Origin of the sequence: Pseudomonas sp. TH21, from assembly GCF_016651025.1 — a bacterium.
Lineage (GTDB): Bacteria > Pseudomonadota > Gammaproteobacteria > Pseudomonadales > Pseudomonadaceae > Aquipseudomonas > Aquipseudomonas aylmerensis.
The window spans coordinates 3,932,906-3,958,499 of sequence record NZ_JAEKEQ010000001.1 but is presented as its reverse complement, the minus strand read 5'-3'; the positions used below and the strand labels follow the sequence as shown (position 1 = coordinate 3,958,499).

Sequence of the window (25,594 nt, the reverse complement as noted above, 5' to 3'; positions counted from 1 at the left end):
GGCGGGTTTGCTTGCGGTAGCGGTGTGCCAGTCGCTGAATTGGGTGACTGATCCACCGCCTTCGCGGGCAAGCCCGCTCCCACATTTGGCGTGTGCTCCAATGCTGGGATGGGGTTGTACACTCGCTCAAATGCCGCTGCAGCACCTCGGCCTCCAGCCCGAACACCAATCAAAACTATGGGAGCGGGCTTGAACTGGCCTAATGATTTTGGACACCTCAATCGGGCGCTATGATGGCGTCCAAATCTGAGGTGTTTGGATATGCGTAAATCTTATTCATGTGAGTTCAAACTCAAGGCTGCCAGCATGGTGCTGGACGAGGGGCAGTCGGTTCCCGAGGTCTGTGCCAGCTTGGATATTGGCCCTACGGCCTTGCGCCGCTGGGTCGATCAAGTTCGCAAGGAACGCTTGGGCTCGACTCCGGTGGGAGCCAAGGCGATTACCGCGGATCAGCGAGAGATCCAGGAACTTAAAGCCTTGCTCAGGCAAAGAGACCGGGATATCGAAATCCTAAAAAAGGCCAGTGCTCTCCTGCTTTTGGACGCCAAAGATCACTCTCGTTGATCTGTGAGCTGGGCGAGCAGTACGGCGTTAACGATTGCTGTCGTGTGTTCGGAATAAACCGCAGTAGCTTTTACGCATGGCGTCAGCGCCAAGGCAAGGTGAGCCCTAAGCGAGAGAAACTCAAGGCTATGCTGGTCAAGCACCACAGGGCGTCGAGAAAGTCTGCGGGCGCTCGTACCTTGGCTAAACAGCTGCAAGCCGGCGGGCATGATGTCGGGCGGTTCATGGCTCGCAGCTTGATGCGAGAAGCAGGCATTGTCAGCCGTCAACGCCGGCGCCATAAGTACAAGTCACCTGGCGTGGAGGCTTTGGTGGCACCGCATGTGCTCAAACGCAAGTTTGATGTTGCGACGGTCAATCAGGTGTGGTGTGGGGACGTGACGTACATCAAAGTCGGCAAGCGTTGGCTGTATTTCGCGGCGGTTCTGGACTTGTTCGCTCGCCGGATTGTGGGCTGGTCGTTTTCGATGATCTCTGATGCCACGCTGACCTGCGAAGCCCTGCGCATGGCGATTGAACTGCGCGGTCGCCCAAAAGACGTACTGTTTCACTCCGACCAAGGTTGCCAGTACACCAGCCATAAATTCAGAAATGAACTGCTGGAACATGGACTCCGACAAAGCATGAGCCGTAAAGGCGAATGCTGGGACAACGCTCCGATGGAGCGTTTCTTTGGAAGTTTGAAATCAGAGTGGGTGCCAGAAGCAGGCTACGGGTCGGAACATGAGGCCCGAGCGGATGTGCAGCGCTATGTATCGCGCTACAACATCACCAGGCCGCATAGCTACAACGACTATCGGTCACCAGTCGCCAGGGAGAAGCTGGTGGCGTGAAACCTTAATCGGTGTCCAAGATTACTTGACCAGTTCAGCTTGCTCGCGAAAGCGGTGTGCCAATCGCTGAAAGGGTGACTGATCCACCGCCTTCGCGAGCAAGCCCGCTCCCACATTTGGGATGTATTTCAAGGCTGGAATCGCGTTGTACCGTCGTCGAAACTGTTGTCGAAACGCCTCTAATCTCAAGCCCAAACACCAATCAAAACTGTGGGAGCGGGCTTGCCCGCGAAAGCGGTGTGCCAGTCGCTGAAAGGGTGACTGACCCACCGCCTTCGCGAGCAAGCCCGCTCCCACATTTGGCGTGTGTTCTAAGGCTGGAATCGGGTTGTACCGTCGTCGAAACTATTGTCGAAACGCCTCTAATCTCAAGCCCAACACCGATCAAAACTGTGGGAGCGGGCTTGCCCGCGAAAGCGGTGTGTCAGTCGCTGAAAAGGGTGACTGACCCACCGCCTTCGCGGGCAAGCCCGCTCCCACATTTGGCGTGTGTTCTAAGGCTGGAATCGGGTTGTACCGTCGTCGAAACTGTTGTCGAAACGCCTCTAATCTCAAGCTCAAACACCGATCAAAACTGTGGGAGCGGGCTTGCCCGCGAAAGCGGTGTGCCAGTCGCTGAAAAGGTTGGCTGACCCACCGCCTTCGCGAGCAAGCCCGCTCCCACAGTTGACCTTTATGTACCAAGAGGCCAGACCTGTTCCTCGACAAAGCGCCTGGCCAGGAATCCATACAGCAAATACCCGAACGCCAGCACCAGCATCGCGCCAAATACGGCCTCTTCGCCGCAGGCATAAATCGCGTACAGCGAGTACCCCACGGCTACCAGCACTACCAGCGTATTACGCGCCTGCACCGCTGCAGTGGCGCGTGCCTTGTGCATCATTACCAGCAAGCCGGTGAGGGCGGTCACGTAGGGCACCAGGTTGGTCACCACTGCCAGGTTCACCAGTTTGCTGAATTGCGCGCTGGCTGTTGGCGAGATGGTCGACAGGGCAATCAGGCTTTGCAGCGTCGCACACGCGAGCAGCCCGAGTACCGGCGCATTTGTCGCGCTGACCCGGCTGAAAAAGGCCGGAAACAGACGCTGGTCCGCCGACATCTTGGCCGTCTGCGCCAGGGTGAACTGCCAGCCCAGCAATGAACCGATGCACGCCACCACCGCCAGCGCCATGATCACTTCACCCACCCAGGGCGTGAACATCTGCGCATACACCAAGGCAAACGGCGCCGAAGACTCCGCCAACTGCGCATTTGGCACGATGCCCTGGATCACCGCCGTCGACAGCACGTACACCAACGCCGCGCCCAGGGTGCCGAGCAGGCAGGCCAGCGGCACGGTGCGCTGGGGCTCTTCCACCGCGTCATAGCCTTGCGCCGCCGATTCCATGCCGAGAAATGCCCACAGCGTCAGCGGAATACTCGCACCGATGGCGTCCCACAGTTCCAGCTGATTAGGGTTCCAGGCCGCCACAAACACCTCGGCATTGAAGTAGAACCAGCCGATCACACACAGCCCCACCACGGGAATGATCACGCCCCACACCGTCACCACCCCGATGCGTCCGGTCAGGCGCGGGCCGCCGAAGTTGGCCACGGTGGTCAGCCAGATCAGCGCCAGACTGCCGATGAACAACGGCAGCGGCCCGCTGCCCAGCCACGGCACAAACGAAGACAGATAGCCCACGGCTGAAATGGCAATCGCCACATTGGCGATGATCAGCGACAGAAAATACAGAAACGAGCACAGGAAAAATCCCGACTTGCCGTGGGCCTCTTCGGTATACGCCGACATCCCGCCGGTGCGCGTACAGAACAGTCCGCACTGGGCAAACCCATATGCGATGGCCATCGAGCCCACTGCCGTGATCACCCACGACAACAACGAAATCGCGCCCAGCTGCGCCATGCTCGCCGGTAACATGATGATGCCTGAGCCCATCATGTTGATCGTGACCAGCGTGGTCAGGCCCAACAGGCTCATCTTTTTGCTTGGCTCGGGCATGGTCGTTCCTTGGATTGGCGGGGGAACACTGCCCCAGTGGTGAGGGGCACCTTGTGTAGAGGCAACTTACTGCGTTGCGTGGGCTTTGTGTATCAAGTGAGCTTTTTTTGTGCGGAGTAACGTTTTTCCAGTACCCATTGGCTCGCCGAAACACCCATCCCCGCCTCGGCGGGTGTACGGACTGGGCCATCTATAACCGCCGATCCGCCCCTTCTTAACCCCGATTGAATTTTCCGCACACCCCGATGCTCTGCACTGTTAGAAGCGTGTGGTTTTCAGCGCTCTTGTGGGGCTTCCTTGTTGGGAGGCCTGTTGCATCGGACTTTGCGGACACTGCCATCATGACGCTTTTTACAGCGCTGTCGGGCCAACCGGCCTCCCTTACCCAGCCGGGCCAGTGCCAGCGGGTGTATCAACAGCTGCATGGCGAAACTGCGGGTGCAGAAGAGGTCGCGCGGGCATATATTCGCACGCAATTGGCACAGTTGCGCGACGTGCCCGGCGAGTTGCCCGAGGCGCCCGAGCAATTGCCCGCGTGGGTCGAGCAGCGCTGCGCCGAGGTGGCCCAGGCCTATGCCGATTATCTGGAGCAACGCCAGCAAGGCCAGTCACGCCGCTATTTCCAGAACAAGGCCCACGCGTTGTACTTCCTGCAGCGCGTGGCGCCGACCAAACACGTCGACGGCGCCTGGCTCAACGGCCTGCTGCGCTATTGGCAGGACCCGCGTTTCGACGGCCTGCTCACCACCTACCTTGAAGAGTTGGGCGACGGTGAGGCGGCGCAGAATCATGTGCTTATCTACCGCAAATTGCTCAGCGAACACGATGCCGACAGCGACGCCGGCCTGGAAGACAGCCATTACCTGCAAGGCGCGCTGCAACTGGCGCTGGGGCTGTGTGCCGAGGAATTCCTGCCGGAGATCATCGGCTACAACCTGGGTTATGAGCAGCTGCCCTTGCACCTGTTGATCACTGCGTACGAGCTGAGCGAGCTGGGCATCGACCCGTACTACTTCACCCTGCACGTGACCATCGACAACGCCAGCAGCGGCCACGCGTGCAAGGCCGCGCAGTCGGTGCTGAATTTATTGCCGCTGGGCGAGGGCAGGGCGGACTTCTATCGCCGGGTGGCCGACGGGTACCGGCTCAACGACCTCGGCCTGGGCACCACCGCGGTGATCAGCCGGTTCAAGCTGCAGGACGAAGTGGTGGCGATGCTCGAACGCAAGCGCACGTTCGGCCAGCACATGCATTCGGACTACTGCCGCTTCGAGGGCCAGACCGTCAATCAGTGGCTGGCCCAGCCGGGGCAGATCGGGGCGTTTCTCCAGGCCCTGGAAGACAAGGGCTGGATCAAGCGCAACCAGGACCCGGCCGACAGTCGTTTCTGGCAATTGATCGAAGGCGCGGGCGCGGCGATGTTCGGCGTGTTCAGCGGCTATGAAAAACAGCTGCTGCATGACTGGATCGCCGGTGAGTGGGTCAGCAGCCAACGCGTGCCGCCGGTACGGCCAGGGCGCGGTAGCCGCTTTTCGCGGGAGCAGCACCGCCCGGCTGATCCGGACACCCAGGCGCTGGTGGATTCGCTGTGGAACCTGTCCGACGAGCAGCAGCTCCAGGCATTGATTCCCTGGCTGTCGGCGCGGCGCCATTGCACGCCTGCCGGTCTGTACGCCACCCGACGTTTTATCCAATTGCGCGCGCGCCTGCGCTGAGGTCCTTGCCCATGTCTGCACAACAACTCGCCGACCGCGCCTTGCTCAACCTGGGCCGGGGGTTGAAGGAGCACGGCTATCGGTTCATCACGCCGACGCCGTTGACCCATGAGCGGGTCTATCAACGCTTGCCCACGCCACTGGCGGTCGACCTGCGTGATGTGTTTGGCTGGTCGATGCCGTTTGACAATCAGCTGTTGCCCGAAGCATTTCGGGAAGAGTTGCAGCAGGCCGATGTGATCGAGAAGCACGACGCGCTGTGGCGCAGCGCAGTGCGTTGGTCGAGCCTGGATGATCTGCTGCTGGCCCACTCGGCGTACCCCACCACACAGTCGGATGCGGTGTTTTTTGGACCGGACAGCTACCGCTTCGCGCACCTGCTCGAAGCCCATCTGCAACAGCGCGGCGAGCCGATCACCCGCGCCGTGGACATCGGCTGCGGCGCCGGTGTCGGCGCACTGGTGGTCGCCCGTGCGCGGCCCGACGCCGAGGTGCTGGCAGTGGACATCAACCCGCGTGCCTTGCGCCTCACGGCGGTGAACGCGGAGCTGGCGGGACTGGCCAACGTCAGTGCCTACCACAGCGATGTGCTGGGCAGTGTCGAGGGCGAATTCGACCTGATCGTCGCCAATCCACCCTATATGAACGACGACCGTCAGCGCGCCTATCGGCATGGCGGCGGCGCGCTGGGTGAGCAACTGTCGGTGCGTATCGCCAGCGAATCACTCGGGCGCCTGGCCCTTGGCGGCAGCCTTGTGCTCTACACCGGCGTGGCGATCGTTGCCGGTGAAGACCCGTTTCTGGCGGCGGTCAAGCCGCTGCTTGCCAGCGACGCTTTCGGTTGGACCTACCGCGAACTCGATCCCGATGTATTCGGCGAAGAGCTGGGCAAACCCGGGTATGAGCGCGTGGAGCGAATTGCCGTGGTCGCGCTCACCGTCACCCGTTTGCGCTGACCACTCATCAGGTGTGGACGCACGCTGAAGGAACGCTCGCCGGCTCAACCGCCCTTACCTATAACCCCTTCAACGGCAGGAGTGCAGAGCATGCGAGCGATGACTTTCCAGGGCGCCCACAAGGTGCAGGTGGACACGGTTCCCGATCCGATCATTGAGCAGCCGGACGACATCATTTTGCGCGTCACTGCCACGGCCATCTGTGGTTCGGACCTGCACCTGTACCGGGGCAAGATCCCCACGGTGGAGCACGGGGATATCTTCGGGCACGAGTTCATGGGCATCGTCGAGGAAACCGGGCCGGCGGTGACGGCCGTGCAGCGCGGCGACCGTGTGGTGATCCCGTTCGTGATTGCCTGTGGTGACTGCTTCTTCTGCCAGCTCCAGCAGTTCGCCGCCTGCGAAACCACTAACGACGGGCGCGGCGCGATCCTGAATAAAAAGGCGATCCCGCCGGGCGCGGCGCTGTTTGGCTATAGCCGTTTGTACGGCGGCATTCCCGGTGGCCAGGCCGAGCTGGTACGGGTGCCCAAGGCCAATACCGGGCCGTTCAAGGTGCCTGGCACCCTCGCGGATGAGAAGGTGTTGTTCCTTTCCGACATCCTGCCCACCGCATGGCAGGCGGTGACCAATGCCGGCATCGGCGAGGGCTCAAGCGTGGCGATCTATGGCGCCGGCCCGGTGGGATTGCTCAGCGCCGCGTGCGCACAGATGCTTGGGGCCGCGCAGATCTTCATGGTCGACGATCACCCGTATCGCCTGGCCTATGCACAGAAAACGTATGGCGTGATCCCGATCAACTTCGAGGACGACGATGACCCTGCCGACACCATCATCCGCCAGACTGCCGGTATGCGCGGCGTCGATGGCGTGGTCGATGCGGTCGGCTTCGAGGCCAAGGGCAGCACCACCGAAACCATCCTCACCACCCTCAAGCTCGAAGGCAGCAGCGGCAAGGCCTTGCGCCAATGCATCGCCGCCGTGCGCCGGGGTGGCACGGTCAGCGTGGCCGGGGTGTATGCCGGGTTTATCCATGGCTTCATGTTCGGCGACGCGTTCGACAAGGGCCTGACTTTCAAGATGGGCCAGACGCATGTGCAGCGGTTCCTGCCGGAGCTGCTGGGGCACATCGAACTGGGGCACTTGAACCCGGAGGCGATCGTCACCCATCGCCTGTCGCTGGAGCAGGCGGCGCGTGGCTATGAGCTGTTCGACAAGGCCGAGGAGGATTGCCGCAAGGTGATCCTGCTGCCGGGGATCGACGAGCGGCCACTGGTCGAGCCGCTGGAAGAACTCACGCCGGAGATTCGCGTGCAGGGCGTCCCCGGGTTCTAGGCGATCCCTTGCAGGAGCAGGCAAGCCGGCTCCTGCAGGGAGTTGATCAGGCAGCAGCTTGTGGCTGCAGGCGCAACTCGCCGTCGACATCCTTGACCAAGCCGCTGGCCAGGAACAGCGGTGCCAAGCGCTTGTGCAACTGCGGTTCGACGAATTCCTTTACCGTGTCCAGCGCCAGCGCACCACTGAGCGGCAGCTCGGCCTTGGTGTACGACAGCCAGGCTTTCTTGAGCATCTGCAACACATCACTGCCGGCCGTCGAAGCGAAGCGGCGGTGGCTCGGTTTACCGTCGAAAGCGAACGAGTGCTGGAACTCATAGCCCGTCTCGTCACCGCCACTGGCCGTGCAGCGCACGCAGGTGCAGGGGCCGTCGCCGAACGCGCTGCGCAGGTAGGCGTTGAAGTCCACCACGGGTTTGAGTGACAGGCGCTTATCCACCTCGAACAGGTCCCCGGTCATTTTTTCGTCAGTGTTCAACGTCCATTTCCTCGCAGTCTGCGGCAGTTTTACAAAGCGCGGCACAATACCAGCCGCACGCCAATTTGGGGATTATTTGCATAACAATAGACCCCAATATTCTTTTGCTGTCTTAAAAACCGCCGCTACGCTCCAGCACCTTCCCGAAAACGCGGCAGACCCCCATGACTTTCAAGCGTTCCTCCCTGACCCTCCTGGCAGCATCCCTCGCCGCCGCCACGGCCTTGCTCAGCCCCGGTGCGCAGGCCGAAGGCACCATCAGCATCGCCCAGCAATTCGGCATCGGCTACCTGATCCTCGACGTGGTGCGCGATCAGCACCTGATCGAAAAACACGGCAAGGAGCAGGGCCTGGATATCAAGGTGGAATGGAACAGCATATCCGGTGCCACCGCCATGAACGAATCGCTGCTGGCCGGCGCCCTGGATGTGGTCTCGGCCGGTGTGCCGCCGATGCTCACGCTGTGGGACCGCACCAAGGGCAAGCAGAACGTCAAGGCCATCGCCTCCCTCGGCTCGATGCCCAATTACCTGCTGACCAACAACCCCAACGTGAAGACCCTCAAGGACTTCACCGAGAAAGACCGCATCGCCGTGCCCGCTGCCGGCGTGGGCTTTCAGTCACGCACCCTGCAGATCGAAACCGCCAAGCAGTTCGGCGATGCCAACTACAAGAAGTTTGATGACATCTCCATCAGCCTGGCTCACCCCGACGCCACGGCGGCGTTGATTGCCGGCGGTTCGGAGATCAACTCGCACTTCTCCAGCCCGCCGTTCCAGTACCAGGAGCTGTTGAATCCCAACGTGCACAAGGTGCTCAGTTCCTACGACATCCTCGGCGGCCAGGCCACGTTCAACGTGCTGTACACCACGCAGAAATTCCACGACGAAAACCCCAAGACCTACAAGGCGTTCTATGACGCACTGGCCGAGGCCGAGAAAATCATCAAGGCCGACAAACCGGCTGCTGCCAAGGCGTACATCCGCGTAGAGCAGTCGAAGTTGCCGCTGGACCTGGTCGAGAAAATCGTCCAAGACCCGGAAATCGACTTCACCATCGTGCCGCAGCGCACCTACATCTATGCCGAGAAATTGCAGGAACTCGGTGTGCTGAAAAACAAGGCGGCGAGCTGGAAGGACTACTTCTTCGAAGAGGCCCATGACGGCAATGGCAGCTGACCCGCCAAGACCCTGATGTCGAACGCCGCCAAATGTGGGAGCTTTATCGAGGCCGCGAAAGCGGTGTGTCAGGCACAGCAGGGCTATCAGTACCGCCGCCTTCGCAGCCTCGCTAAAGCTCGACATCTCCCACAGTTGACCGGTGTCGTAGCTGAAATTTCAACCACATAGCGAAACCGGCTCCTGCTCAAATCCCAGCCACACAGCCGCCCCCCCCCCTGTGGGAGCCGTCGAGCCCCAGCGAGGCCGCGAAAGCGGTGTGTCAGGCACAGCAGGGCTATCAGTACCGCCGCCTTCGCAGCCTCGCTAAAGCTCGAGATCTCCCACAGTTGACCGGTGTTGTAGCTGAAATTTCAACCACATAGCCGCCCCCCTCCTGTGGGAGCCGTCGAGCCCCAGCGAGGCCGCGAAGGCGGTGTATCAGGCACAGAAGGACAGTCAGTACCGCCGCCTTCGCAGCCTCGCTAAAGCTCGACATCTCCCACAGTTGGGCGGTGTGGTGGCTGGAATCTCAGCTACATAGCGAAACCTAGTGGTCGCTGGGATCCAGCTCACCCAGCGACACTCTGCAGAAACTGCAATCAGCGAAACCCGGTGCTTGCTCAAATCCCAGCCACACAGCCGCCCCCCCCCTGTGGGAGCCGTCGAGCCCCAGCGAGGCCGCGAAGGCGGTGTGTCAGGCACAGAAGAACTGTCAGACCCACCGCCCTCGCAGCCGCGCTGTAACTCCACCGCTCCCACCGCTTAAATCGCGCTCTACACCGCTATCAAGCTGCGCTTGATCCAGTCATACAAGTCATTCCCCTCGCTCGACAATTCGCTGTTGGCCCGTCGGCACAGGTAGTACTGGCGGCCGTCGTTGACCTGCAGGTCGAACAGCTTCACCAACTCACCACTGGCCACATGTGGCGTCACCAGCGGCTCGCGCAGCAAGGCGCAGCCGAGGCCGGTGAGGGTGGCCGTGAGTGCCAGTTGGCCATCTTCCAACAGCAACCCATTGAGCGCCGTGGCGTCGACTTCGGCGGCTTCGAACCATTGGCCCCAGGTGCCGCGTTCTTCGTCGTGCAGCAGAGGCAGTTGGCTCAGGGCCTGCGGTGTGTCGATGGGGCCGTGTTGTGCCAGGAATGCGCGACTGCAATAGGGTGTGACCGCGCCGCAAATCAATGGCTCGCTGTGATAGCCCGGCCAGTGCCCGGTGCCGAAGCGGATCGACAGGTCGGCCGCGTCGCTGGGGTAGCTGCGGTGGTTGGCGTAGGTCACGTTAATGTCCAGCGCCGGGTGGTCCTTGAGGAAGTCGGCCAGTCGCGGGATGAACAGGTTGATGCCAAACAACGGGATCAGGCTGATGGTGACCTGGCGCGTGGCGCTTTTCTCGCGCACGTGTTCGGTGGCGCTGCGCAGTACCGCGAACGCCGAGCGAATCGCACGGTAATACTCGCGGCCTTCATCGGTAAGTACCAGGTTGCGGCCCTGGCGCAAGGTCAGCGGCTGCTGCAGGAAATCTTCGAGCAAGTGCAGTTGATGGCTGATCGCCGAGGCGGACACGTCCAGCTCGCGCGCGGCGGCATTCACCCCGCCATGGCGCGCAAACGCTTCGAAGGTGCGCACGGCGCGCAGGGGAGGGTCATTGGCTAACTGTTCTAATTTATTCATGTGTTGAATTAAATACCAACTCTTTGCGCAAATAAAGAGCCATAAATGCCGTAAACATGGCGTAAATAACCTGTTATCGCTTTGGTATAACCATATGACTTTCTGATATTTGATAAAAACAGAATAGATGCTTAGTGTGCCGCCCTTGTACGCACTGAGGTTCAGGGTCCTGATGGATGGGTTTATCCAACAACTGCTCAATGGCTTGATGACGGGCAGTCTCTACGCGCTGGTGGCCCTGGGTTACACCATGGTCTACGGCATTTTGCGCATCATCAACTTTGCCCATGGCGATGTGTTGATGATCGGCGCGCTGGTGGGCCTGTCGGTGATCCGCCTGGTGCAAGCCACCTGGCCGGCATTGCCGCCGGTGCTGGTGTTGCTGTTGGCGACGCTGGTCGCGATGGCGTTCTGTGCGCTGCTGGCCGTGGTGATCGAGCGCGTGGCCTATCGCCGCCTGCGCCACGCCCCGCGCCTGGCGCCGCTGATCAGTGGGATCGGCGTGTCGCTGCTGCTGCAGACCTTCGCCATGCTGGTGTGGACGCGCAACCCGCAGATGTTCCCGCAACTGCTGCCGCTGGAACCCATCGAAGTGCTGGCCGGCGCTTCGGCGCACCCGGCGATCACCAACGCCACCGCGCTGACCACTATCGCCATCGCGTTGTCGGTGATGGTCGCGCTGCTGGTGCTGGTCGAGCGCACCCGTTTTGGCCGGGCCATGCGCGCCGTGGCAGAGAACCCGCAAGTCGCCAGCCTGATGGGCATCAACCCCAACCGCATCATCGTGCTCACCTTCGCCATCGGCGGTGCCCTGGCGGCGCTGGCCGGGGTGATGATGGCCAGCAACTACGGCAGCGCGCATTTCTACATGGGCTTCTTGCCGGGGATCAAGGCCTTTACCGCAGCGGTGCTGGGCGGAATCGGCAACCTCAAGGGTGCGATGCTCGGTGGCCTGCTGCTGGGGCTGATCGAAGCCCTGGGCACCGGCTATCTCGGTGCCGCCACCAACGGCGTGTTCGGCAGTAATTACCAGGATGTGTTCGCCTTTATCGTGTTGATCGCGGTGCTGGTATTCCGGCCGTCCGGGCTGCTGGGCGAACGCTTGGCGACGCGCGCATGAGCCACTCTCTGAACGCCAACAAACGCGCGACCCTCGGCCTGCTGCTGTTCGCCGTGGCCCTGGTGCTGGCGCCGTGGATCGTCGGGCATGCCGGCGGCAACACCTGGGTACGCACCCTGGATTTTGCCTTGCTGTACATCATGCTCGCCCTCGGGCTGAACATCGTGGTCGGCTACGCCGGGCTGCTGGACATGGGCTTTATCGCGTTCTACGCGGTGGGCGCCTACCTTGCCGCGCTGCTGTCGTCGCCGCACCTGTTGCAGCAGTTTCCGGCGCTGGTGGCGTGGCTGCCGGCGGGGATGCACACCTCGATCTGGCTGATCCTGCCATTGGGCGCTTTGCTCGCTGCCGGCTGCGGGGTGGTGCTCGGGGCGCCGACCTTGCGCCTGCGTGGCGACTACCTGGCCATCGTCACCCTCGGCTTTGGCGAGATCATCCGCATCCTGCTGCGCAACCTCGATCGTCCGGTGAATATCACCAACGGCCCCAAAGGCATTTCGCAAGTCGATCCGGTCAGCCTGCTGGGCGTGAACCTGGGGCGCCCCCAGGAGCTGTTCGGCCTGCGCCTGCCGTCGGTATACCTCTATTACTACCTGTTTGCCGCGCTGGTGGTGCTGATCCTGTTCGCCTGCATTCGCCTGGAGCGCTCGCGCATCGGCCGCGCCTGGGTGGCGATCCGCGAAGACGAAGAAGCGGCGCAGGCCATGGGCGTGAATACCGTGCGCCTCAAGCTGCTGGCGTTTGCGATTGGCGCCGCGTTCGGCGGCGTGAGCGGCGCGCTGTTCGCAGCGTTCCAGGGTTTTGTCTCGCCGGAATCGTTCACCCTCAATGAGTCCATCGCGGTGCTGGCGATGGTGGTGCTCGGCGGCATGGGCCATATCCCCGGGGTGATGCTCGGCTGCGTGCTGCTGGCTGCGCTGCCCGAAGCCCTGCGCGCGAGCATGGGCCCGCTGCAGCAGGCGCTGTTCGGCCAGGTGCTGGTCGACCCGGAAATCATCCGTCAGTTGTTCTACGGCCTGGCGCTGATCCTGGCGATGCTCTACCGACCTGCCGGGCTATGGCCCAAAGGAGTGGCACGATGAACGCACCGTTGTTGCAGATTGACCAGGTCAACAAGCACTTCGGCGGCGTCGCGGCGCTGACCGACGTGAGCCTGAGCATCCAGCCCGGCGAAATCTACGGGCTGATCGGCCCCAATGGCGCCGGCAAGACCACCTTCTTCAATGTCATGACCGGCCTCTATACCCCGGATTCCGGGCGCTTCCAGCTGGACGGGCGCGAGTACCGGCCGACCAGCGTGCACCAGGTGGCCGAAGCCGGCATCGCGCGCACGTTCCAGAATATCCGCCTGTTCAATGCCATGAGTGCGCTGGAAAACGTCATGGTCGGGCGCCATGTGCGCACCCGCAACGGCCTGTGGGCCGCCTTGAGCCGCCATCGCCGCGCCCGTGATGAAGAGGCGCAAACCCGCGCGCATGCCCACCGTTTGCTCGCCTATGTGGGCCTGGCCGGCTTTGCCAACTATCGCGCCGACAGCCTGAGCTACGGCCACCAGCGCCGCCTGGAAATCGCCCGCGCGCTGGCCACCGAACCGCGCCTGCTGGCGCTGGACGAACCGGCGGCGGGCATGAACGCCAGTGAGAAGGTACAACTGCGCGGCCTGCTGGAAAAAATCCGCGACGACGGCCACACGCTGTTGTTGATCGAGCACGACGTCAAGCTGGTGATGGGCGTGTGCGACCGCATCAGCGTGCTCGATTACGGCCAGGTCATTGCCGTCGGGCCACCGGCCGAGGTACGTCAGCACCCGGCGGTGATCCAGGCCTATTTGGGAGCCAGTGCACATGTCTGAAGCCCTGTTGCACGTCGACGGTTTGCAGGTGCGCTACGGCGCGATCGAGGCGGTCAAGTCCCTGGACCTGCAGATCGCCGAAGGCGAACGCGTGACGCTGATCGGTGCCAATGGCGCCGGCAAGACCTCCAGCCTCAAGGCGTTGACCGGCCTGCTGCCGGCCGCCAAGGGCACGATCAGGTTTGCCGGGCGCTCGATTCGAGGCCAGGCACCGGACCAACTGCTGCGCCAGGGCATCGCCATGGTGCCGGAAGGGCGCGGGATTTTTGCGCGGATGAGTGTGCTGGAAAACCTGCAGGCCGGCGCTTTTGTGCGCCGCGATCACGCGCAGGTGCAGCGTGAAATGCGCCAGTTATTCGAACACTTCCCGCGCCTCGAAGAGCGCCTGCAACAGTCCGCCGGGCTGCTGTCAGGCGGTGAGCAACAGATGCTCGCCCTGGCCCGTGCGCTGCTGTCGCGCCCGCGCCTGTTGATCCTCGATGAGCCGTCCATGGGCCTGGCGCCGATCATGGTCGAGAAGATCTTCCAGGTGATCGACGACGTCTGCCGCCAGGGCATGACGTTGTTGCTGGTGGAGCAGAACGCTCGGCTGGCGCTGCAGGTCACCGACCGCGCCTACGTGATGGACACCGGGCGCATCAGCCTTGTCGGTCCGTCCGCCGCATTGCTTGAACACCCCGAGGTGCGCAGCGCCTACCTCGGTGAATAGAACCCAACCATGACGCTACCGGACGCCCGGCGTGTTTCGACCCGCCCGAAAAGACACAGGAACGACTGATGAAGACTTTGAAGCAAACCGTATTGATAGGCCTGGCCCTGAGCAGCCTGGCAAGCGCCGTGGCCCAGGCCGACCAGACCGTGCTGATCGGCTTGGCGGGCCCGCTGACCGGCCCGTCCGCGCGGATCGGCAAAGACCTGGAAAATGGCGCGCAACTGGCCATCGACCGGGCCAACGCCCAGCACCCGAAGATCAACGGTGAAGCGGTGACTTTCAAGCTGGTGTCCGAAGACGACCAGTCTGACCCGCGCACGGCCGTGACCGTCGCCCAGCGCCTGGTGGATGAGGGCGTGGTCGGCGTGGTCGGTCACTGGAATACCGGCACCAGCATTCCGGCGGCGCGGGTGTACCACGACGCCGGCATCGCCCAGGTCGCGCCGGTGGCCACGGGGCATGCCTACACGCAGCAGGGTTTCGACACCAGTTTCCGCATCATGGGCCATGACGACGATGGCGGTCAGGTAGCCGGCGCCTATGCCTTGAATACGCTCAAGGCGCAGCGCATTGCCGTGATCGACGACCGCACCGCCTTCGGCCAGGGCCTGGCAGACCAGTTCGTCAAATCCGTCCAGGCCGGGGACGCCAAGGTGGTTGCCCGAGAATATGTCGACGACAAGACCATCGACTTCAGCGCGGTGCTTACCAATATCCGCAGCCAGAACCCCGACCTGATCTTCTTCGGCGGCGTTGACGCCCAGGCCGCGCCGCTGGCCCGACGCATCAAGCAGTTGGGCATCAAGGCGCCGTTGATGGGGGCCGGCGGGTTTGTCAGCCAGACCTTCCTGCAACTGGCGCAGAACGAAGGTGAGGGCGTGATAGCCCTGGAGCCGGGCCTGGCGGTTGCACAGATGCCGGGTGGCAAGGCGTTCGAACAGGCCTATAAAGAACGCTACAAAACCAATATCGAACTGCATGCGCCGTTTGCCTACGACGGCGTCGGCGTGCTGGTGGCGGCGATTGAAAAGGCCGATTCGGTGGATCCGCAGAAGTACCTGCCGGTGCTGCGCGCGATCAGTTACCCGGGCGTGACCGGCACTATTGCCTTCGATGCCGAGGGTAACTTGAAGAAACCGTCGTTCACCGTTTACCAGGTCAAGGCCAATCAATGGCAGCCGGTGAGTGTGGCAGGCGGTCAATAACCGCCGACGTCTGGCCGGCGAACTGCTGGTGTGGTGAGTGGACTTGTCCCGCGTTGGGTGGCGAAGCCGCTGCAAAATCAGCTGCCGAGGTGTATCTGAGACAACGCGGCGTGCTTATTGGGGCTGCTTTGCAGCCCCACGCGGGGCAAGCCCGCTCGCCACAGAAAAGCCTCTCAGTGTGGGGGCAATCAATAGGTTTTGTGGAGCTGACGGAGGCACACAATGAGCAATCTGGAAGGTGAACTGGGCATTCTTGCCCGGCGGCGGATCGAAGCCGAAATCATCAAGCCGATCTACGAGATCCTGGTGCGCGAGCAGGGCAAGGCCTTTGCCGCCGCCGTGATCGGCGAGGCCGTGGGCAACGCGGCGATTCAGGCCGGCAAGCATTTTGCCGCGCTGGAAGAGCAGGGCGCCGACCTCAAGAGTTTTGTCGAACTGCAAGTGTTGTGGGAAAAGGATGATGCGCTCAAGGTCGAGATCATCGCCAGCGATGCCGAGCACTATGACTACGACGTCAAGCGCTGCCGCTACGCCGAGATGTACCACGAGATGGGCCTGGGCGAGATCGGCCACTTGCTGTCGTGCAACCGCGACGAGTTGTTTATCGTCGGCTACAACCCGGACATCGAACTGACCCGCACCCAGACCATCATGGGCGGCGCGCACCACTGTGATTTCCGCTATCGGGCCAAACCCCATGAGTAACCTGGCGCGGGTCAATGGCGAACGCCTGTGGGCATCGCTGATGGAAATGGCGCAGATCGGCGCCACCGAAAAGGGCGGCGTCTCGCGCCTGGCGCTGACCGACGAAGACCGTCGTGGCCGTGACCTCTTCGTGCAGTGGTGCGAAGCCGCCGGCTGCACGGTGCGGGTCGACGCCATGGGCAATATCTTTGCGCGCCGCTCCGGCAAACATGATGACCTGGCGCCGGTGCTGACCGGCTCGCATGGCGACTCGCAACCCTTCGGCGGCAAGTACGACGGCATCTACGGCGTGCTTGCCGGTTTGGAAGTGCTGCGGACCCTGAATGACCTGGGCATCGAAACCGAGCGCCCCATCGAGGTGGTCAACTGGACCAACGAAGAAGGCTCGCGCTTTGCTCCGGCGATGATTTCTTCCGGTGTCTACGCCGGCGTGTTCGACCTGGAATACGGGCTGTCGCGCGCGGACAAGGCCGGTGTGACCATTGGCGAGGCCTTGCAGCAGATCGGCTATGCCGGGCCTCATCCGGTCGGCGGCCAGGCCGTGCATGCCGCGTTCGAACTGCATATCGAACAAGGCCCGATTCTCGAAGCCCAAGGCATCACCATCGGCGTCGTCACCGGCGCCCAGGGCCAGCGCTGGTATGAAGTCGAATTGAGCGGGCGCAGCGCCCACGCCGGCACCACGCCGATGGACCATCGCCTGGATGCGCTGCTCGGTTTTGCCCGGGTGGTCGAGGCCGTCAATGGCCTGGGCCTGGAGCAGGGCGCCGAAGGGCGGGCGACGGTGGGCATGGCGAACATCTTCCCCAACTCGCGCAACGTGGTGCCGGGGCGGGTGTTTTTCAGCGTGGAGTTTCGCCACCCGGACGAAGCGGTGCTGGCGCGCCAGGACCAGCAATTGCGCGACGCCGTGGCACGCATCGCCGCAGGGATTGGCTTGCAGCACAGCGTGAAGCAGATTTTCCAGTACGCGCCGATTGCCTTTGACGCTGACTGTGTCGAGGTGGTCCGGGCCAGCGCGGAAAAGCTCGGCTACAGCCAGCGGCCGATGATCTCCGGCGCCGGGCATGACGCCTGCTACCTGAACCAGGTAGCGCCGACCGCGATGATCTTCGTGCCCTGCGTGGACGGGCTCAGCCACAACGAGGCGGAAGAAATTTCGCCCGAATGGTCGACGGCGGGGGCGGACGTGTTGCTCCAGGCGATCCTGGCCAAGGCCTCTGCCTAGCAGACACATGCAATTCAAAATGTGGGAGCGGGCTTGCTCGCGAATACGCGGTATCAGCCACTGCAGAGGTCGACTGACACACCGCTTTCGCGAGCAAGCTCGCTCCCACTTTTGGATCTCCTTCACCTCATGGTCAGCGAAAGAACTCACCGGGCGTCGCATCAAACTGCTGGCGAAACGCATTGATGAATGCCGAGGTGGACTGGTATGCCTGGCAGGTACAGGCAATGTCAAAATGTGGGAGCGGGCTTGCTCGCGAATACGCTGGATCTGCCACTGCAGAGGTCGACTGACACACCGCTTTCGCGAGCAAGCCCGCTCCCACATTTGGATCTCCTTCACCTTATAGTCAGCGAAAGAACTCACCGGGCGTCGCATCAAACTGCTGTCGAAACGCGTTGATGAATGCCGAGGTGGATTCGTAGCCACAGCCCAGCGCCACATCCGTCACCCGCTCGCCTTGCTCCAGGGCGGGCAGGGCGGTCAATAGCCTCAGGCGCTGGCGCCAGGCCCGGAACGTCAGGCCGGTGTCCCTCAAGAACAAACGGCTGAGGGTTTTCTCGCTGACGCCCAGCTTCTGGCTCCACTGCCCCAGGGTAGTCTGCTGTTCGGGGTGCAGGTTGAGGCTGCGGTAGATCTGGCGCAGGCGCGGGTCGTGGGGCAACGGCAGCATCAGGTCGACCTGCGGCGCTGCCGCCAGTTGGTCGAGCACCACTTGGGCCAGCCGACCGTCCGGGCCATCCTCGGCGTACTCCACTGGGAGTTCACTGAAGCTGCGGATCAACTCGCGCAACAGGTTGCTCACCTCCAGCACCTGGCAACGCTCGGCTGCCCAGGTGGTGACGCTGCAATCGAGGTACAAACTGCGCATCTCCGTGTGCGGCGAGCTGAATACCCGGTGCGGCATGCCCGCCGGGATCCACACCGCGCGTTGCGGCGGGGCGACGAAGCGGCCGACGCTGGTCTGGATCTCCAGCACCCCGGAGATCGCGTAGGACAATTGCACCCACGGGTGGCTGTGCCGACGCGTCAGTGCGCGGTTGGGCAGCGATTCGGTACGGCCATACACCGGCCGTGGCAGGCTGGAAAGCCCGGGCACGCTGCGGCGCACGGTGTTGGCATGTCCTTTAGGCGGCATTTACTGGCTCATTGGCGTTAGTCGGTAACAGGCCGTTACGTTAGAGTCGCGATGACGCTCTTGGCAACCCCCGGAAGATCCGCTTATGACTCGCCCCCGTTTTCTGCCCGACAACTTCACCCTGACGCTGATCGCCACGGTGATCCTCGCCTCCCTGCTGCCCGCCAGCGGCCAGACTGCCGTGGCCTTCGGCTGGGTCACCAACCTGGCCATCGCGCTGCTGTTCTTCCTGCATGGCGCCAAGCTGTCGCGCCAGGCCATCGTGGCCGGTGCGGGGCACTGGCGCCTGCACTTGCTGGTGTTCAGCCTGACCTTCGTGCTGTTTCCGCTGCTGGGCCTGGCGCTCAAGCCGCTGCTCTCGCCGCTTATCGGCAAAGACCTGTACATGGGCATGCTCTACCTTTGCGCCTTGCCGGCCACGGTGCAATCGGCGATTGCCTTCACCTCGCTGGCGCGCGGCAATATCCCTGCGGCGATCTGCAGCGCGGCGGCCTCCAGCCTGTTCGGCATCTTCCTCACGCCGTTGCTGGTGACCTTGCTGCTCAACGTGCACGGCGACGGCGGCTCCACGGTCGATGCGATCCTCAAAATCAGCGTGCAATTGCTGCTGCCGTTTGTCGCCGGGCAGATCGCCCGCCGCTGGATCGGCGCGTGGGTGGGCCGCAATAAATCCTGGCTGAAGTTCGTCGACCAGGGCTCGATCCTGCTGGTGGTGTACGGCGCGTTCAGCGAAGCGGTCAACGAAGGCATCTGGCACCAGATCCCTCTGTGGGAACTGGGTGGCCTGGTTGTCGCCTGCTGCGTGTTGCTCGGCCTGGTGCTGGTGGCGTCGACGCTGTTGGGCAAGGCCTTTGGCTTCAACCAGGAAGACCGCATCACCATTCTGTTCTGTGGCTCGAAGAAGAGCCTGGCGACCGGCGTACCGATGGCCCAGGTGCTGTTCGCCGGGGCGACCATGGGGGTGCTGATCCTGCCGCTGATGCTGTTTCACCAGATCCAGTTGATGGTCTGCGCGGCGCTGGCCCAGCGCTATGCCAAGCGCCCGGAAAGCATTCCCGAGATGATGGGGCAGGTGGATCCTTGATCTAGCGCAAACCTTTGGACGCGGCGCCTCAAGTTAACGCTCGGGCAGACGACTTAGTGGGTAAGAGCCCAATAAGGAGTGTCGACATGAGCGTCAAGCGTCTTTCGGTAATGGCAGGCCTCCTGGGTGTCTGGGCGAGTACGTGCGGCGCCGCGCAGATCGTGGGGCAGGGCAGCATTGAGTTCCACGGCAGTATCGTCGAAGGCGGGTGTGCGACAAATACGCACAGTGGCGCGGTGATGGAATTGCACGAGTGTGCCGTCGCCAGCCGCGGCAGCCACTTCGATGTACGCGGTGTGGCGCCGGTGGCCAGTGTCGACGCGGCCCACGTGCTGCTGGTCGCGGACAGTGGCAACGGGCGGTATTACGACCAGCGCTATGTGCTCGTCGATGGCGCCGGCAAGCCGATCCGGTCGGGGAACTACGTGGTGACCATGACCTTACCGTGACCCCGCTGAGGGTATTTTGAGGGGGATGGGCGTCAACAGCCGGCCGAGAAACCTATAGAATGCTCGGCGGCGGCGCTTGTCCTGGGTGGCCGCTTGATCATCGCCAGAGTACCTCGCCCTTCAATGAGCATTTCAGCCGCAACCCCCCAAGCCAACTGGCAACCGGTCATCGCCCTGGCGCTGGCCGCGTTTGTGTTCAACACCACCGAATTCGTGCCCGTGGGGCTGCTCAGCGCCATTGGCGCCAGCTTCGACATGCCCATCGCCAGTGTCGGCCTGATGCTCACCATCTATGCGTGGATCGTGTCGCTGACCTCGCTGCCGGTGATGCTGCTGACCCGCAACGTCGAGCGGCGCAAGTTGCTGATCGTGCTGTTCGGCATGTTTATCGCCAGCCATATTCTTTCCAGCGTAGCCACCAGCTTCGGCATCCTGATGCTCAGCCGGGTCGGCATCGCCTTGTCCCATGCGCTGTTCTGGTCGATCACCGCGTCCCTGGCCGTGCGCCTGGCGCCGGAAGGCAAGCAGGTGCAGGCGCTGGGCTTGCTCGCTACCGGCACCTCGCTGGCGATGGTACTGGGCATTCCGCTGGGCCGCCTGCTCGGCGAAGCCATGGGCTGGCGCACGACCTTCCTGGTCATTGGCGCCTTCGCTGCTGCCCTGGTGTTCTGGCTGGCGCGCACCTTGCCGCCGTTGCCGAGCCAGAACTCCGGCTCCCTGCGCAGCCTGCCGCTGCTGTTCAAGCGTCCGGCGCTGGTGGCGCTGTACGTGCTCACGGCCATGACCGTCACCGCGCAATTCACCGCCTACAGCTATATCGAACCCTTCGTCGAAGGTGTAGCCGGCATGAGCGGCAGCGCGGTCACCCTGATCCTGCTGGTGTTCGGCGGCGCGGGCATCATTGGTTCGCTGCTGTTCAGCCTGGTGCACCGCTTCAACCCTCACGTGTTCGTGGTCGGCGCGGTGTTCCTGCTGGCGGCGTGCCTGTCGCTGCTGCTGCCGTTGAGCGGCGCCGAATCCTACCTGGTGATCCTCAGCGTGTTCTGGGGCATGGCGATCATGGGCTTCGGCCTGGCCATGCAATCCAAGGTGCTGGTCCTCGCGCCGGACGCCACCGACGTGGCGATGGCGATGTTCTCCGGCATCTACAACATTGGTATCGGCGGCGGTGCGCTGATGGGCAGCTGGGTCGGCAGCCACTTCGGGTTTGCCTGGATCGGCGCGGCGGGCGGTTTGCTGGCGGCGGTGGCGTTGATCGGTTATTGCCTGGCGATTCGTCGGTTCGGCACGGGTGTGCCCGCGACCCCGCGGTAAAACGCTAAAACCAGACAAGTCTTACAGGGCGCCATGATGCCCATTGCTACCGTCGCCCAGGACCGCCCACGTCCTGTGGTGACGGCACCTGAACAGCAATGGAGTCACTTGTGCAAAGACGTTTGACCGCAGAATTCCTCGGAACCTTCTGGTTGACTTTCGGCGGATGTGGCAGCGCCATTCTGGCGGCTGCGTTCCCCGGGTTGGGGATTGGCTTCGCCGGCGTGTCACTGGCGTTCGGCCTGACCGTGTTGACGATGGCCTACGCGGTGGGCGGTATCTCCGGTGGGCATTTCAACCCGGCGGTGACCCTCGGCCTCTGGGCCGGGCGCCGCCTGTGCGGGGGGAAAGTGCTGCCCTATATCGCGGCGCAAGTGGTTGGCGCCATTGCGGCTGCAGCTGCGCTGTATGTGATCGCCAACGGCCAACCCGGTTTCGAGATGGGCGGCTTTGCTGCCAACGGCTACGGCGAGCTGAGCCCGGGCCTGTTCGACATGAAGGCTGCGTTGCTGGCCGAAGTGATCGCCACGTTCTTCTTTGTGCTGATCATCATGCGCGTGACCGCGCCGGGCGCGCCCGCAGGCTTTGCGCCGATTGCCATCGGCCTGGCGCTGACCCTGATTCACCTGGTCCTGATCCCGGTGACCAACACCTCGGTCAACCCCGCGCGCAGCACCGGCCCGGCGTTGTTCGCCGGCGGTGAGTACATTGCGCAGTTGTGGCTGTTCTGGCTGGCGCCGATGGTCGGCGGGGTATTGGGGGCATTGGCAGCTCGTGGCCTGACGGTAAATACACCCCAGAGTTGATAGCTGCCGCCCCAGGCGCGGTCAGGCCACCGGGATCAGCGGGTCAGCCGCCGCCAGCGCGGTGGCTCGATCAGCAGCGGGTGGGTAGATCCACACGGTGTTGATCTGCTGTTTAAGCTCCTTGGCTTCCTGGCCCACCAGTTTGAGCTGACGATCCCAGCCCTCGGTGTACACCGCGCCCCAGGCACCGAGGTCGAGGCAGGTGACGTATTTGGGCTGGCTGTAGGTCATCGGGGCCACACCGATCAAGTCGGCGGCGACGTTGTTGCCGGCGTAGCGGCCCAGGGCAATGGCGTGCTGGCAGGACATGCCGGCGAAGTGACCCAGGTCATCGGTGGCGGCGTAGGCCACATCACCGGCGGCAAAGACATCGGCCAGGCCCTTGACCTTGAGGTTGCCGTCCACATGCAGGCGGCCCTGGGGATCAAGGGTGCCGCTGACCTGTTCGGTCAGCGGGTTGGCGCGAAAGCCGATGGTCCAGATCACGGTACTGGACTCAATGCGTTCCCCATCAGCCAGGGTCACGCCGCCGGCATCCACCGCGGCCACTGAGGTATTCAATCTCCATTCCAGGCCCAGGTGTTCGCTGGCTTCGACGATGGACGGACGAATACCATCGCCCATGGAAGCCGCAATCTGCGGGCCGCGGTCCACCACGATCACACGAATATTGGCGTTGTCACCCAGTGCTTCGCGCAGGCGTGCCGGCATTTCGGTCGCGGTCTCGATCCCGGTAAACCCGCCGCCGGCCACCACCACAGTGTTACGTGCCGGGCTGTCGGGCAGGTTGTTCAACCCCTTGATGTGCGCTTCGAGGCGCGTGGCATCTTCGATCTGGTCCACATCGAACACGTGCTGGATGCCTTCCATCTGTGGTCGATTCAGACGGCTGCCAGCGGCTAGAACCAGGCGATCGTACGTGAGGGTGGTGGCTGTGCCAGCCGCATTGCGGTAGGTCACCTGCTTGCCATTTTCATCGATGCGGTCCGCGGCGCCCTCGATGAAGTCCACGCCGACCGCCGCAAACAACGGCCCCAGCGGTGCTTGCATGGCATGCACGTCGGCTTCGTAGAAACGTGGACGAATACGTAGCGCCGGCTGTGGGGCCAGCACGCTGATCTGCACGTCATGGCGGTCATGTTTATCCAGCAGGCGTGCGGCGCTCAAGGCGCTCCAGACACCGCCGAAGCCGGCGCCGATGATAAGGATGTGCTGCTTCATGGGGATGCTCCAGGGACCAGGTCGATACGATTGCTCAAGGTGCAATGCGTTACCGGCCTACTCTAAGAGCGCCGTTGTTTGTCGGGTAGGACACAAAACCCTGAATTACTGCCAACCGGCCTGCTGTCAGCGGGAAAAGCGCGCGCGGTAGTCGCGAGGGGAAATCGACAGATGGCGATGGAAGGTGTAGCGCATCCGTTCTTCATCGCCAAAGCCACACAGGTGCGCGACTTGGTCGATGTTGCGCTGGGAGTCTTCCAACAGGCGTCGTGCCGCCTCCACGCGAAACAACTCGATGGCCTTGGCCGGGGTGCGCCCGGTTTTTTGCTTGTAGACCCGGGCGAAATTGCGCGGGCTCATGCGGCTTTGTTCTGCCAGGCGCTCCACCGTAAGCTCGCTGTCGCTGAGGTTGTCGGCGATCCACAGGTGCAAGGCGTCGAAACCCGCAGTGTCATCGGTCTGCGCTTGCAGCAGTTGGCTGAACTGGGCCTGGCCACCGGGCCTTTTGAGAAACACCACCAGCTCCCGCGCCACTTGCAGGGCGACGTGACGCCCGCAATCGGCCTCGACCAACGCCAGCGCAAGGTCGATACCGGCACTCACGCCTGCCGACGTCCACACATTGCCTTGTTGGACAAAGATCGCGTCCATGTCCACTTCGATGCTCGGGAACCCGCGCTTGAGCATGTCGCACATCGCCCAGTGCGTGGCAGCACGCCGGCCTTGGAGCAAGCCGGCCTGGGCCAGCAGGAACGTGCCGCTGCACACCGAAGCCGTGCGCCGGGCCTGGGTGGAAGCATGACGCAGCCAGTCCACCAGATCGGTGTTGGCGGCCATCGCCTGCTGAATGGCGGGGGCGCCGGGTACGATCAAGGTGTCGAGGGTGGCGGGTCAAATTGCGCCAGTGGCAGGGTATCGACGCTCAAGCCTTCGGCTGTTGGCATCAAGCCACCCGCCAGGCTGGCGGTGTGCATCACATAGCCCGGCAGGCCACGCTCGACCATGGCCTTGGTGGCCGCCCAGAACACGGTCTGGGCACCGGTCAGGTCGAGCAGGCCCATGTGCGGGTAGGCCAGGAACACCAAGGTGCGCGACTGGCCGAGCGGCTGGACGGGGGTCATAGCGCCGACAACACCGCCTCCAGTTTTTCCTGGTCCCGCGCAAACTGGCGAATGCCTTCTGCGAGTTTCTCAGTGGCCATCGCGTCTTCGTTCGAGGCCCAGCGGAACTGTGCCTCGGTCAACTGCAGGCGCGCTTCGCCGTCGGCGCCCGGGGTGAGTTTGCGTGCCAGCGGGCCCTGGTCTTCATCAAGCTTTTGCAGCAGTTCCGGGCTGATGGTCAGGCGGTCGCAACCGGCCAGCTGTTCGATCTGGCTGAGGGTGCGGAAGCTGGCGCCCATCACCACGGTCTTGATGCCGTTGGCCTTGTAGTAGTTGTAGATGCGCGTGACCGACTGCACGCCGGGGTCTTCGGCGCCGGTGTAGTCCAGGCCGGTGTTCTTGCGGTACCAGTCGTAGATGCGGCCCACAAACGGCGAGATCAGAAACACGCCGGCGTCGGCACAGGCAGCCGCCTGGGCGAAGGAGAACAGCAGCGTCAGGTTGGTCTGGATACCGGCTTTTTCCAGACGCTCGGCGGTGCGGATGCCTTCCCAGGTCGAGGCCAGCTTGATCAGCACGCGGTCGCGGCCGATGCCGGCCTGGTCGTAGAGGGCGATCAACTGGTTGGCCTTGGCCCACAGCGCGTCTTCGTCGAATGACAGGCGCGCGTCGACCTCAGTGGAGATGCGCCCCGGAATCACCTTGAGAATCCCCGCACCCACCGACACCGCGAAGTGGTCGCCGGCCAGGCCCACATCCCCTTTGGCATGGCTCACGGCGCGGCGCAGCAGGTCGGCGTATTCCGGGATGGCGGCGGCCTTGAGCAGCAGCGAAGGGTTGGTGGTGGCGTCCACCGGGCGCAGGCGGCTGATGGCTTCCAGGTCGCCGGTGTCGCAGACCACGGTGGTGAATTGCTTGAGTTGTTCGAGCTTGGACGTCATGAGCG

23 protein-coding genes and 1 pseudogene are annotated in these 25,594 nt (G+C 63.0%); 17 read left to right on the top strand and 7 right to left on the bottom strand.

The features are described 5' to 3' along the window. Nucleotides 1–261 precede the first annotated feature (261 nt). Both JFU04_RS30300 and JFU04_RS17370 read left to right on the top strand, forming a co-directional pair. Nucleotides 262–564 (top strand): IS3 family transposase, encoded by a 303-nt coding sequence (locus tag JFU04_RS30300; RefSeq protein ID WP_065899480.1) that lies wholly within the window; start codon nucleotides 262–264, stop codon nucleotides 562–564. Continuing rightward, entirely contained in the window at nucleotides 561–1,397 is an 837-nt protein-coding gene (locus tag JFU04_RS17370; RefSeq protein ID WP_242485881.1) for an IS3 family transposase, read from the top strand. Before JFU04_RS30300 ends, JFU04_RS17370 begins: the two co-directional genes overlap by 4 nt. Before the next feature lie 673 nt (nucleotides 1,398–2,070). On the opposite strand, the gene potE is transcribed toward JFU04_RS17370, so the two are convergent. After that, entirely contained in the window at nucleotides 2,071–3,399 is a 1,329-nt protein-coding gene (gene potE / locus JFU04_RS17365) for a putrescine-ornithine antiporter (protein WP_201145120.1), read from the bottom strand. A gap of 341 nt (nucleotides 3,400–3,740) precedes the next feature. Between potE and JFU04_RS17360 the strand changes: the two genes are divergently transcribed. The 3 genes from JFU04_RS17360 to JFU04_RS17350 all read left to right on the top strand — a co-directional run bounded on the left by JFU04_RS17360 (nucleotide 3,741) and on the right by JFU04_RS17350 (nucleotide 7,405). Beyond that, complete coding sequence (locus JFU04_RS17360) at nucleotides 3,741–5,114, top strand: iron-containing redox enzyme family protein (protein WP_201145118.1); 1,374 nt, start codon at nucleotides 3,741–3,743, stop codon at nucleotides 5,112–5,114. An 11-nt stretch (nucleotides 5,115–5,125) separates the two neighbouring features. Beyond that, the gene (locus JFU04_RS17355; protein WP_065907377.1) at nucleotides 5,126–6,070 is read left to right on the top strand and encodes a methyltransferase; all 945 of its coding nucleotides are present in this window, start codon (nucleotides 5,126–5,128) and stop codon (nucleotides 6,068–6,070) included. A 90-nt stretch (nucleotides 6,071–6,160) separates the two neighbouring features. Beyond that, nucleotides 6,161–7,405: a zinc-dependent alcohol dehydrogenase gene (locus tag JFU04_RS17350; RefSeq protein WP_106803472.1), complete on the top strand. Its 1,245-nt coding sequence runs from the start codon at nucleotides 6,161–6,163 to the stop codon at nucleotides 7,403–7,405. Nucleotides 7,406–7,451: 46 nt separating this feature from the next. Here JFU04_RS17350 and JFU04_RS17345 read toward each other — a convergent pair whose 3' ends face one another. After that, nucleotides 7,452–7,883 (bottom strand): hypothetical protein, encoded by a 432-nt coding sequence (locus JFU04_RS17345; protein ID WP_106803473.1) that lies wholly within the window; start codon nucleotides 7,881–7,883, stop codon nucleotides 7,452–7,454. Between the two features lie 164 nt (nucleotides 7,884–8,047). Between JFU04_RS17345 and JFU04_RS17340 the strand changes: the two genes are divergently transcribed. After that, nucleotides 8,048–9,061 carry an ABC transporter substrate-binding protein gene (locus JFU04_RS17340; RefSeq protein WP_120448944.1) on the top strand — a complete coding sequence of 338 codons (1,014 nt, stop codon included), beginning with the start codon at nucleotides 8,048–8,050 and terminating at the stop codon, nucleotides 9,059–9,061. 756 nt (nucleotides 9,062–9,817) lie between these two features. On the opposite strand, the gene JFU04_RS17335 is transcribed toward JFU04_RS17340, so the two are convergent. After that, a complete protein-coding gene (locus JFU04_RS17335; RefSeq protein ID WP_065907366.1) occupies nucleotides 9,818–10,714 on the bottom strand; it encodes a LysR substrate-binding domain-containing protein in 897 nt (298 codons plus the stop codon). 172 nt (nucleotides 10,715–10,886) lie between these two features. On the opposite strand from JFU04_RS17335, the gene JFU04_RS17330 reads away from it, so the two are divergent. The 7 genes from JFU04_RS17330 to JFU04_RS17300 all read left to right on the top strand — a co-directional run bounded on the left by JFU04_RS17330 (nucleotide 10,887) and on the right by JFU04_RS17300 (nucleotide 17,536). After that, complete coding sequence (locus tag JFU04_RS17330; RefSeq protein WP_106803476.1) at nucleotides 10,887–11,834, top strand: branched-chain amino acid ABC transporter permease; 948 nt, start codon at nucleotides 10,887–10,889, stop codon at nucleotides 11,832–11,834. Further along, nucleotides 11,831–12,916 carry an ABC transporter permease subunit gene (locus JFU04_RS17325; protein ID WP_201145116.1) on the top strand — a complete coding sequence of 362 codons (1,086 nt, stop codon included), beginning with the start codon at nucleotides 11,831–11,833 and terminating at the stop codon, nucleotides 12,914–12,916. The genes JFU04_RS17330 and JFU04_RS17325 overlap by 4 nt, the downstream gene beginning before the upstream one ends. After that, a complete protein-coding gene (locus tag JFU04_RS17320; RefSeq protein WP_065907360.1) occupies nucleotides 12,913–13,686 on the top strand; it encodes an ABC transporter ATP-binding protein in 774 nt (257 codons plus the stop codon). The genes JFU04_RS17325 and JFU04_RS17320 overlap by 4 nt, the downstream gene beginning before the upstream one ends. After that, complete coding sequence (locus JFU04_RS17315; protein ID WP_065907359.1) at nucleotides 13,679–14,395, top strand: ABC transporter ATP-binding protein; 717 nt, start codon at nucleotides 13,679–13,681, stop codon at nucleotides 14,393–14,395. Before JFU04_RS17320 ends, JFU04_RS17315 begins: the two co-directional genes overlap by 8 nt. A gap of 68 nt (nucleotides 14,396–14,463) precedes the next feature. Then, nucleotides 14,464–15,603 (top strand): branched-chain amino acid ABC transporter substrate-binding protein, encoded by a 1,140-nt coding sequence (locus tag JFU04_RS17310; RefSeq protein WP_201145114.1) that lies wholly within the window; start codon nucleotides 14,464–14,466, stop codon nucleotides 15,601–15,603. A 222-nt stretch (nucleotides 15,604–15,825) separates the two neighbouring features. Further along, a complete protein-coding gene (locus JFU04_RS17305) occupies nucleotides 15,826–16,308 on the top strand; it encodes an L-2-amino-thiazoline-4-carboxylic acid hydrolase (protein WP_106803480.1) in 483 nt (160 codons plus the stop codon). Next, the gene (locus JFU04_RS17300; protein WP_201145112.1) at nucleotides 16,301–17,536 is read left to right on the top strand and encodes a Zn-dependent hydrolase; all 1,236 of its coding nucleotides are present in this window, start codon (nucleotides 16,301–16,303) and stop codon (nucleotides 17,534–17,536) included. The genes JFU04_RS17305 and JFU04_RS17300 overlap by 8 nt, the downstream gene beginning before the upstream one ends. 349 nt (nucleotides 17,537–17,885) lie before the next feature. Here JFU04_RS17300 and JFU04_RS17290 read toward each other — a convergent pair whose 3' ends face one another. Further along, nucleotides 17,886–18,674, bottom strand: coding sequence for an AraC family transcriptional regulator (locus JFU04_RS17290; RefSeq protein ID WP_065907354.1), 789 nt, complete (start codon nucleotides 18,672–18,674; stop codon nucleotides 17,886–17,888). Nucleotides 18,675–18,759: 85 nt separating this feature from the next. Here JFU04_RS17290 and JFU04_RS17285 point away from each other — a divergent pair, with 85 nt between their 5' ends. The 4 genes from JFU04_RS17285 (at nucleotide 18,760) to aqpZ (ending at nucleotide 22,327) form a co-directional block, all read left to right on the top strand. After that, complete coding sequence (locus JFU04_RS17285) at nucleotides 18,760–19,758, top strand: bile acid:sodium symporter family protein (RefSeq protein WP_065907352.1); 999 nt, start codon at nucleotides 18,760–18,762, stop codon at nucleotides 19,756–19,758. 86 nt (nucleotides 19,759–19,844) lie between these two features. Continuing rightward, on the top strand, nucleotides 19,845–20,207 hold the full coding sequence (locus JFU04_RS17280; RefSeq protein WP_120448939.1) for a type 1 fimbrial protein: 363 nt from the start codon (nucleotides 19,845–19,847) through the stop codon (nucleotides 20,205–20,207). 123 nt (nucleotides 20,208–20,330) lie between these two features. Then, the gene (locus JFU04_RS17275) at nucleotides 20,331–21,521 is read left to right on the top strand and encodes a sugar transporter (protein ID WP_065907348.1); all 1,191 of its coding nucleotides are present in this window, start codon (nucleotides 20,331–20,333) and stop codon (nucleotides 21,519–21,521) included. 98 nt (nucleotides 21,522–21,619) lie between these two features. Continuing rightward, on the top strand, nucleotides 21,620–22,327 hold the full coding sequence (gene aqpZ, locus JFU04_RS17270) for an aquaporin Z (RefSeq protein WP_106803485.1): 708 nt from the start codon (nucleotides 21,620–21,622) through the stop codon (nucleotides 22,325–22,327). A 21-nt stretch (nucleotides 22,328–22,348) separates the two neighbouring features. Here aqpZ and JFU04_RS17265 read toward each other — a convergent pair whose 3' ends face one another. The 3 genes and pseudogenes from JFU04_RS17265 to tal form a co-directional block, all read right to left on the bottom strand. Continuing rightward, the gene (locus tag JFU04_RS17265) at nucleotides 22,349–23,548 is read right to left on the bottom strand and encodes an NAD(P)/FAD-dependent oxidoreductase (protein ID WP_201145110.1); all 1,200 of its coding nucleotides are present in this window, start codon (nucleotides 23,546–23,548) and stop codon (nucleotides 22,349–22,351) included. Between the two features lie 126 nt (nucleotides 23,549–23,674). Next, nucleotides 23,675–24,669, bottom strand: a pseudogene (locus JFU04_RS17260) (GlxA family transcriptional regulator). Beyond that, on the bottom strand, nucleotides 24,666–25,589 hold the full coding sequence (gene tal / locus JFU04_RS17255) for a transaldolase (RefSeq protein ID WP_106803488.1): 924 nt from the start codon (nucleotides 25,587–25,589) through the stop codon (nucleotides 24,666–24,668). The pseudogene JFU04_RS17260 and the gene tal overlap by 4 nt, the downstream one beginning before the upstream one ends. Nucleotides 25,590–25,594 lie beyond the last annotated feature (5 nt).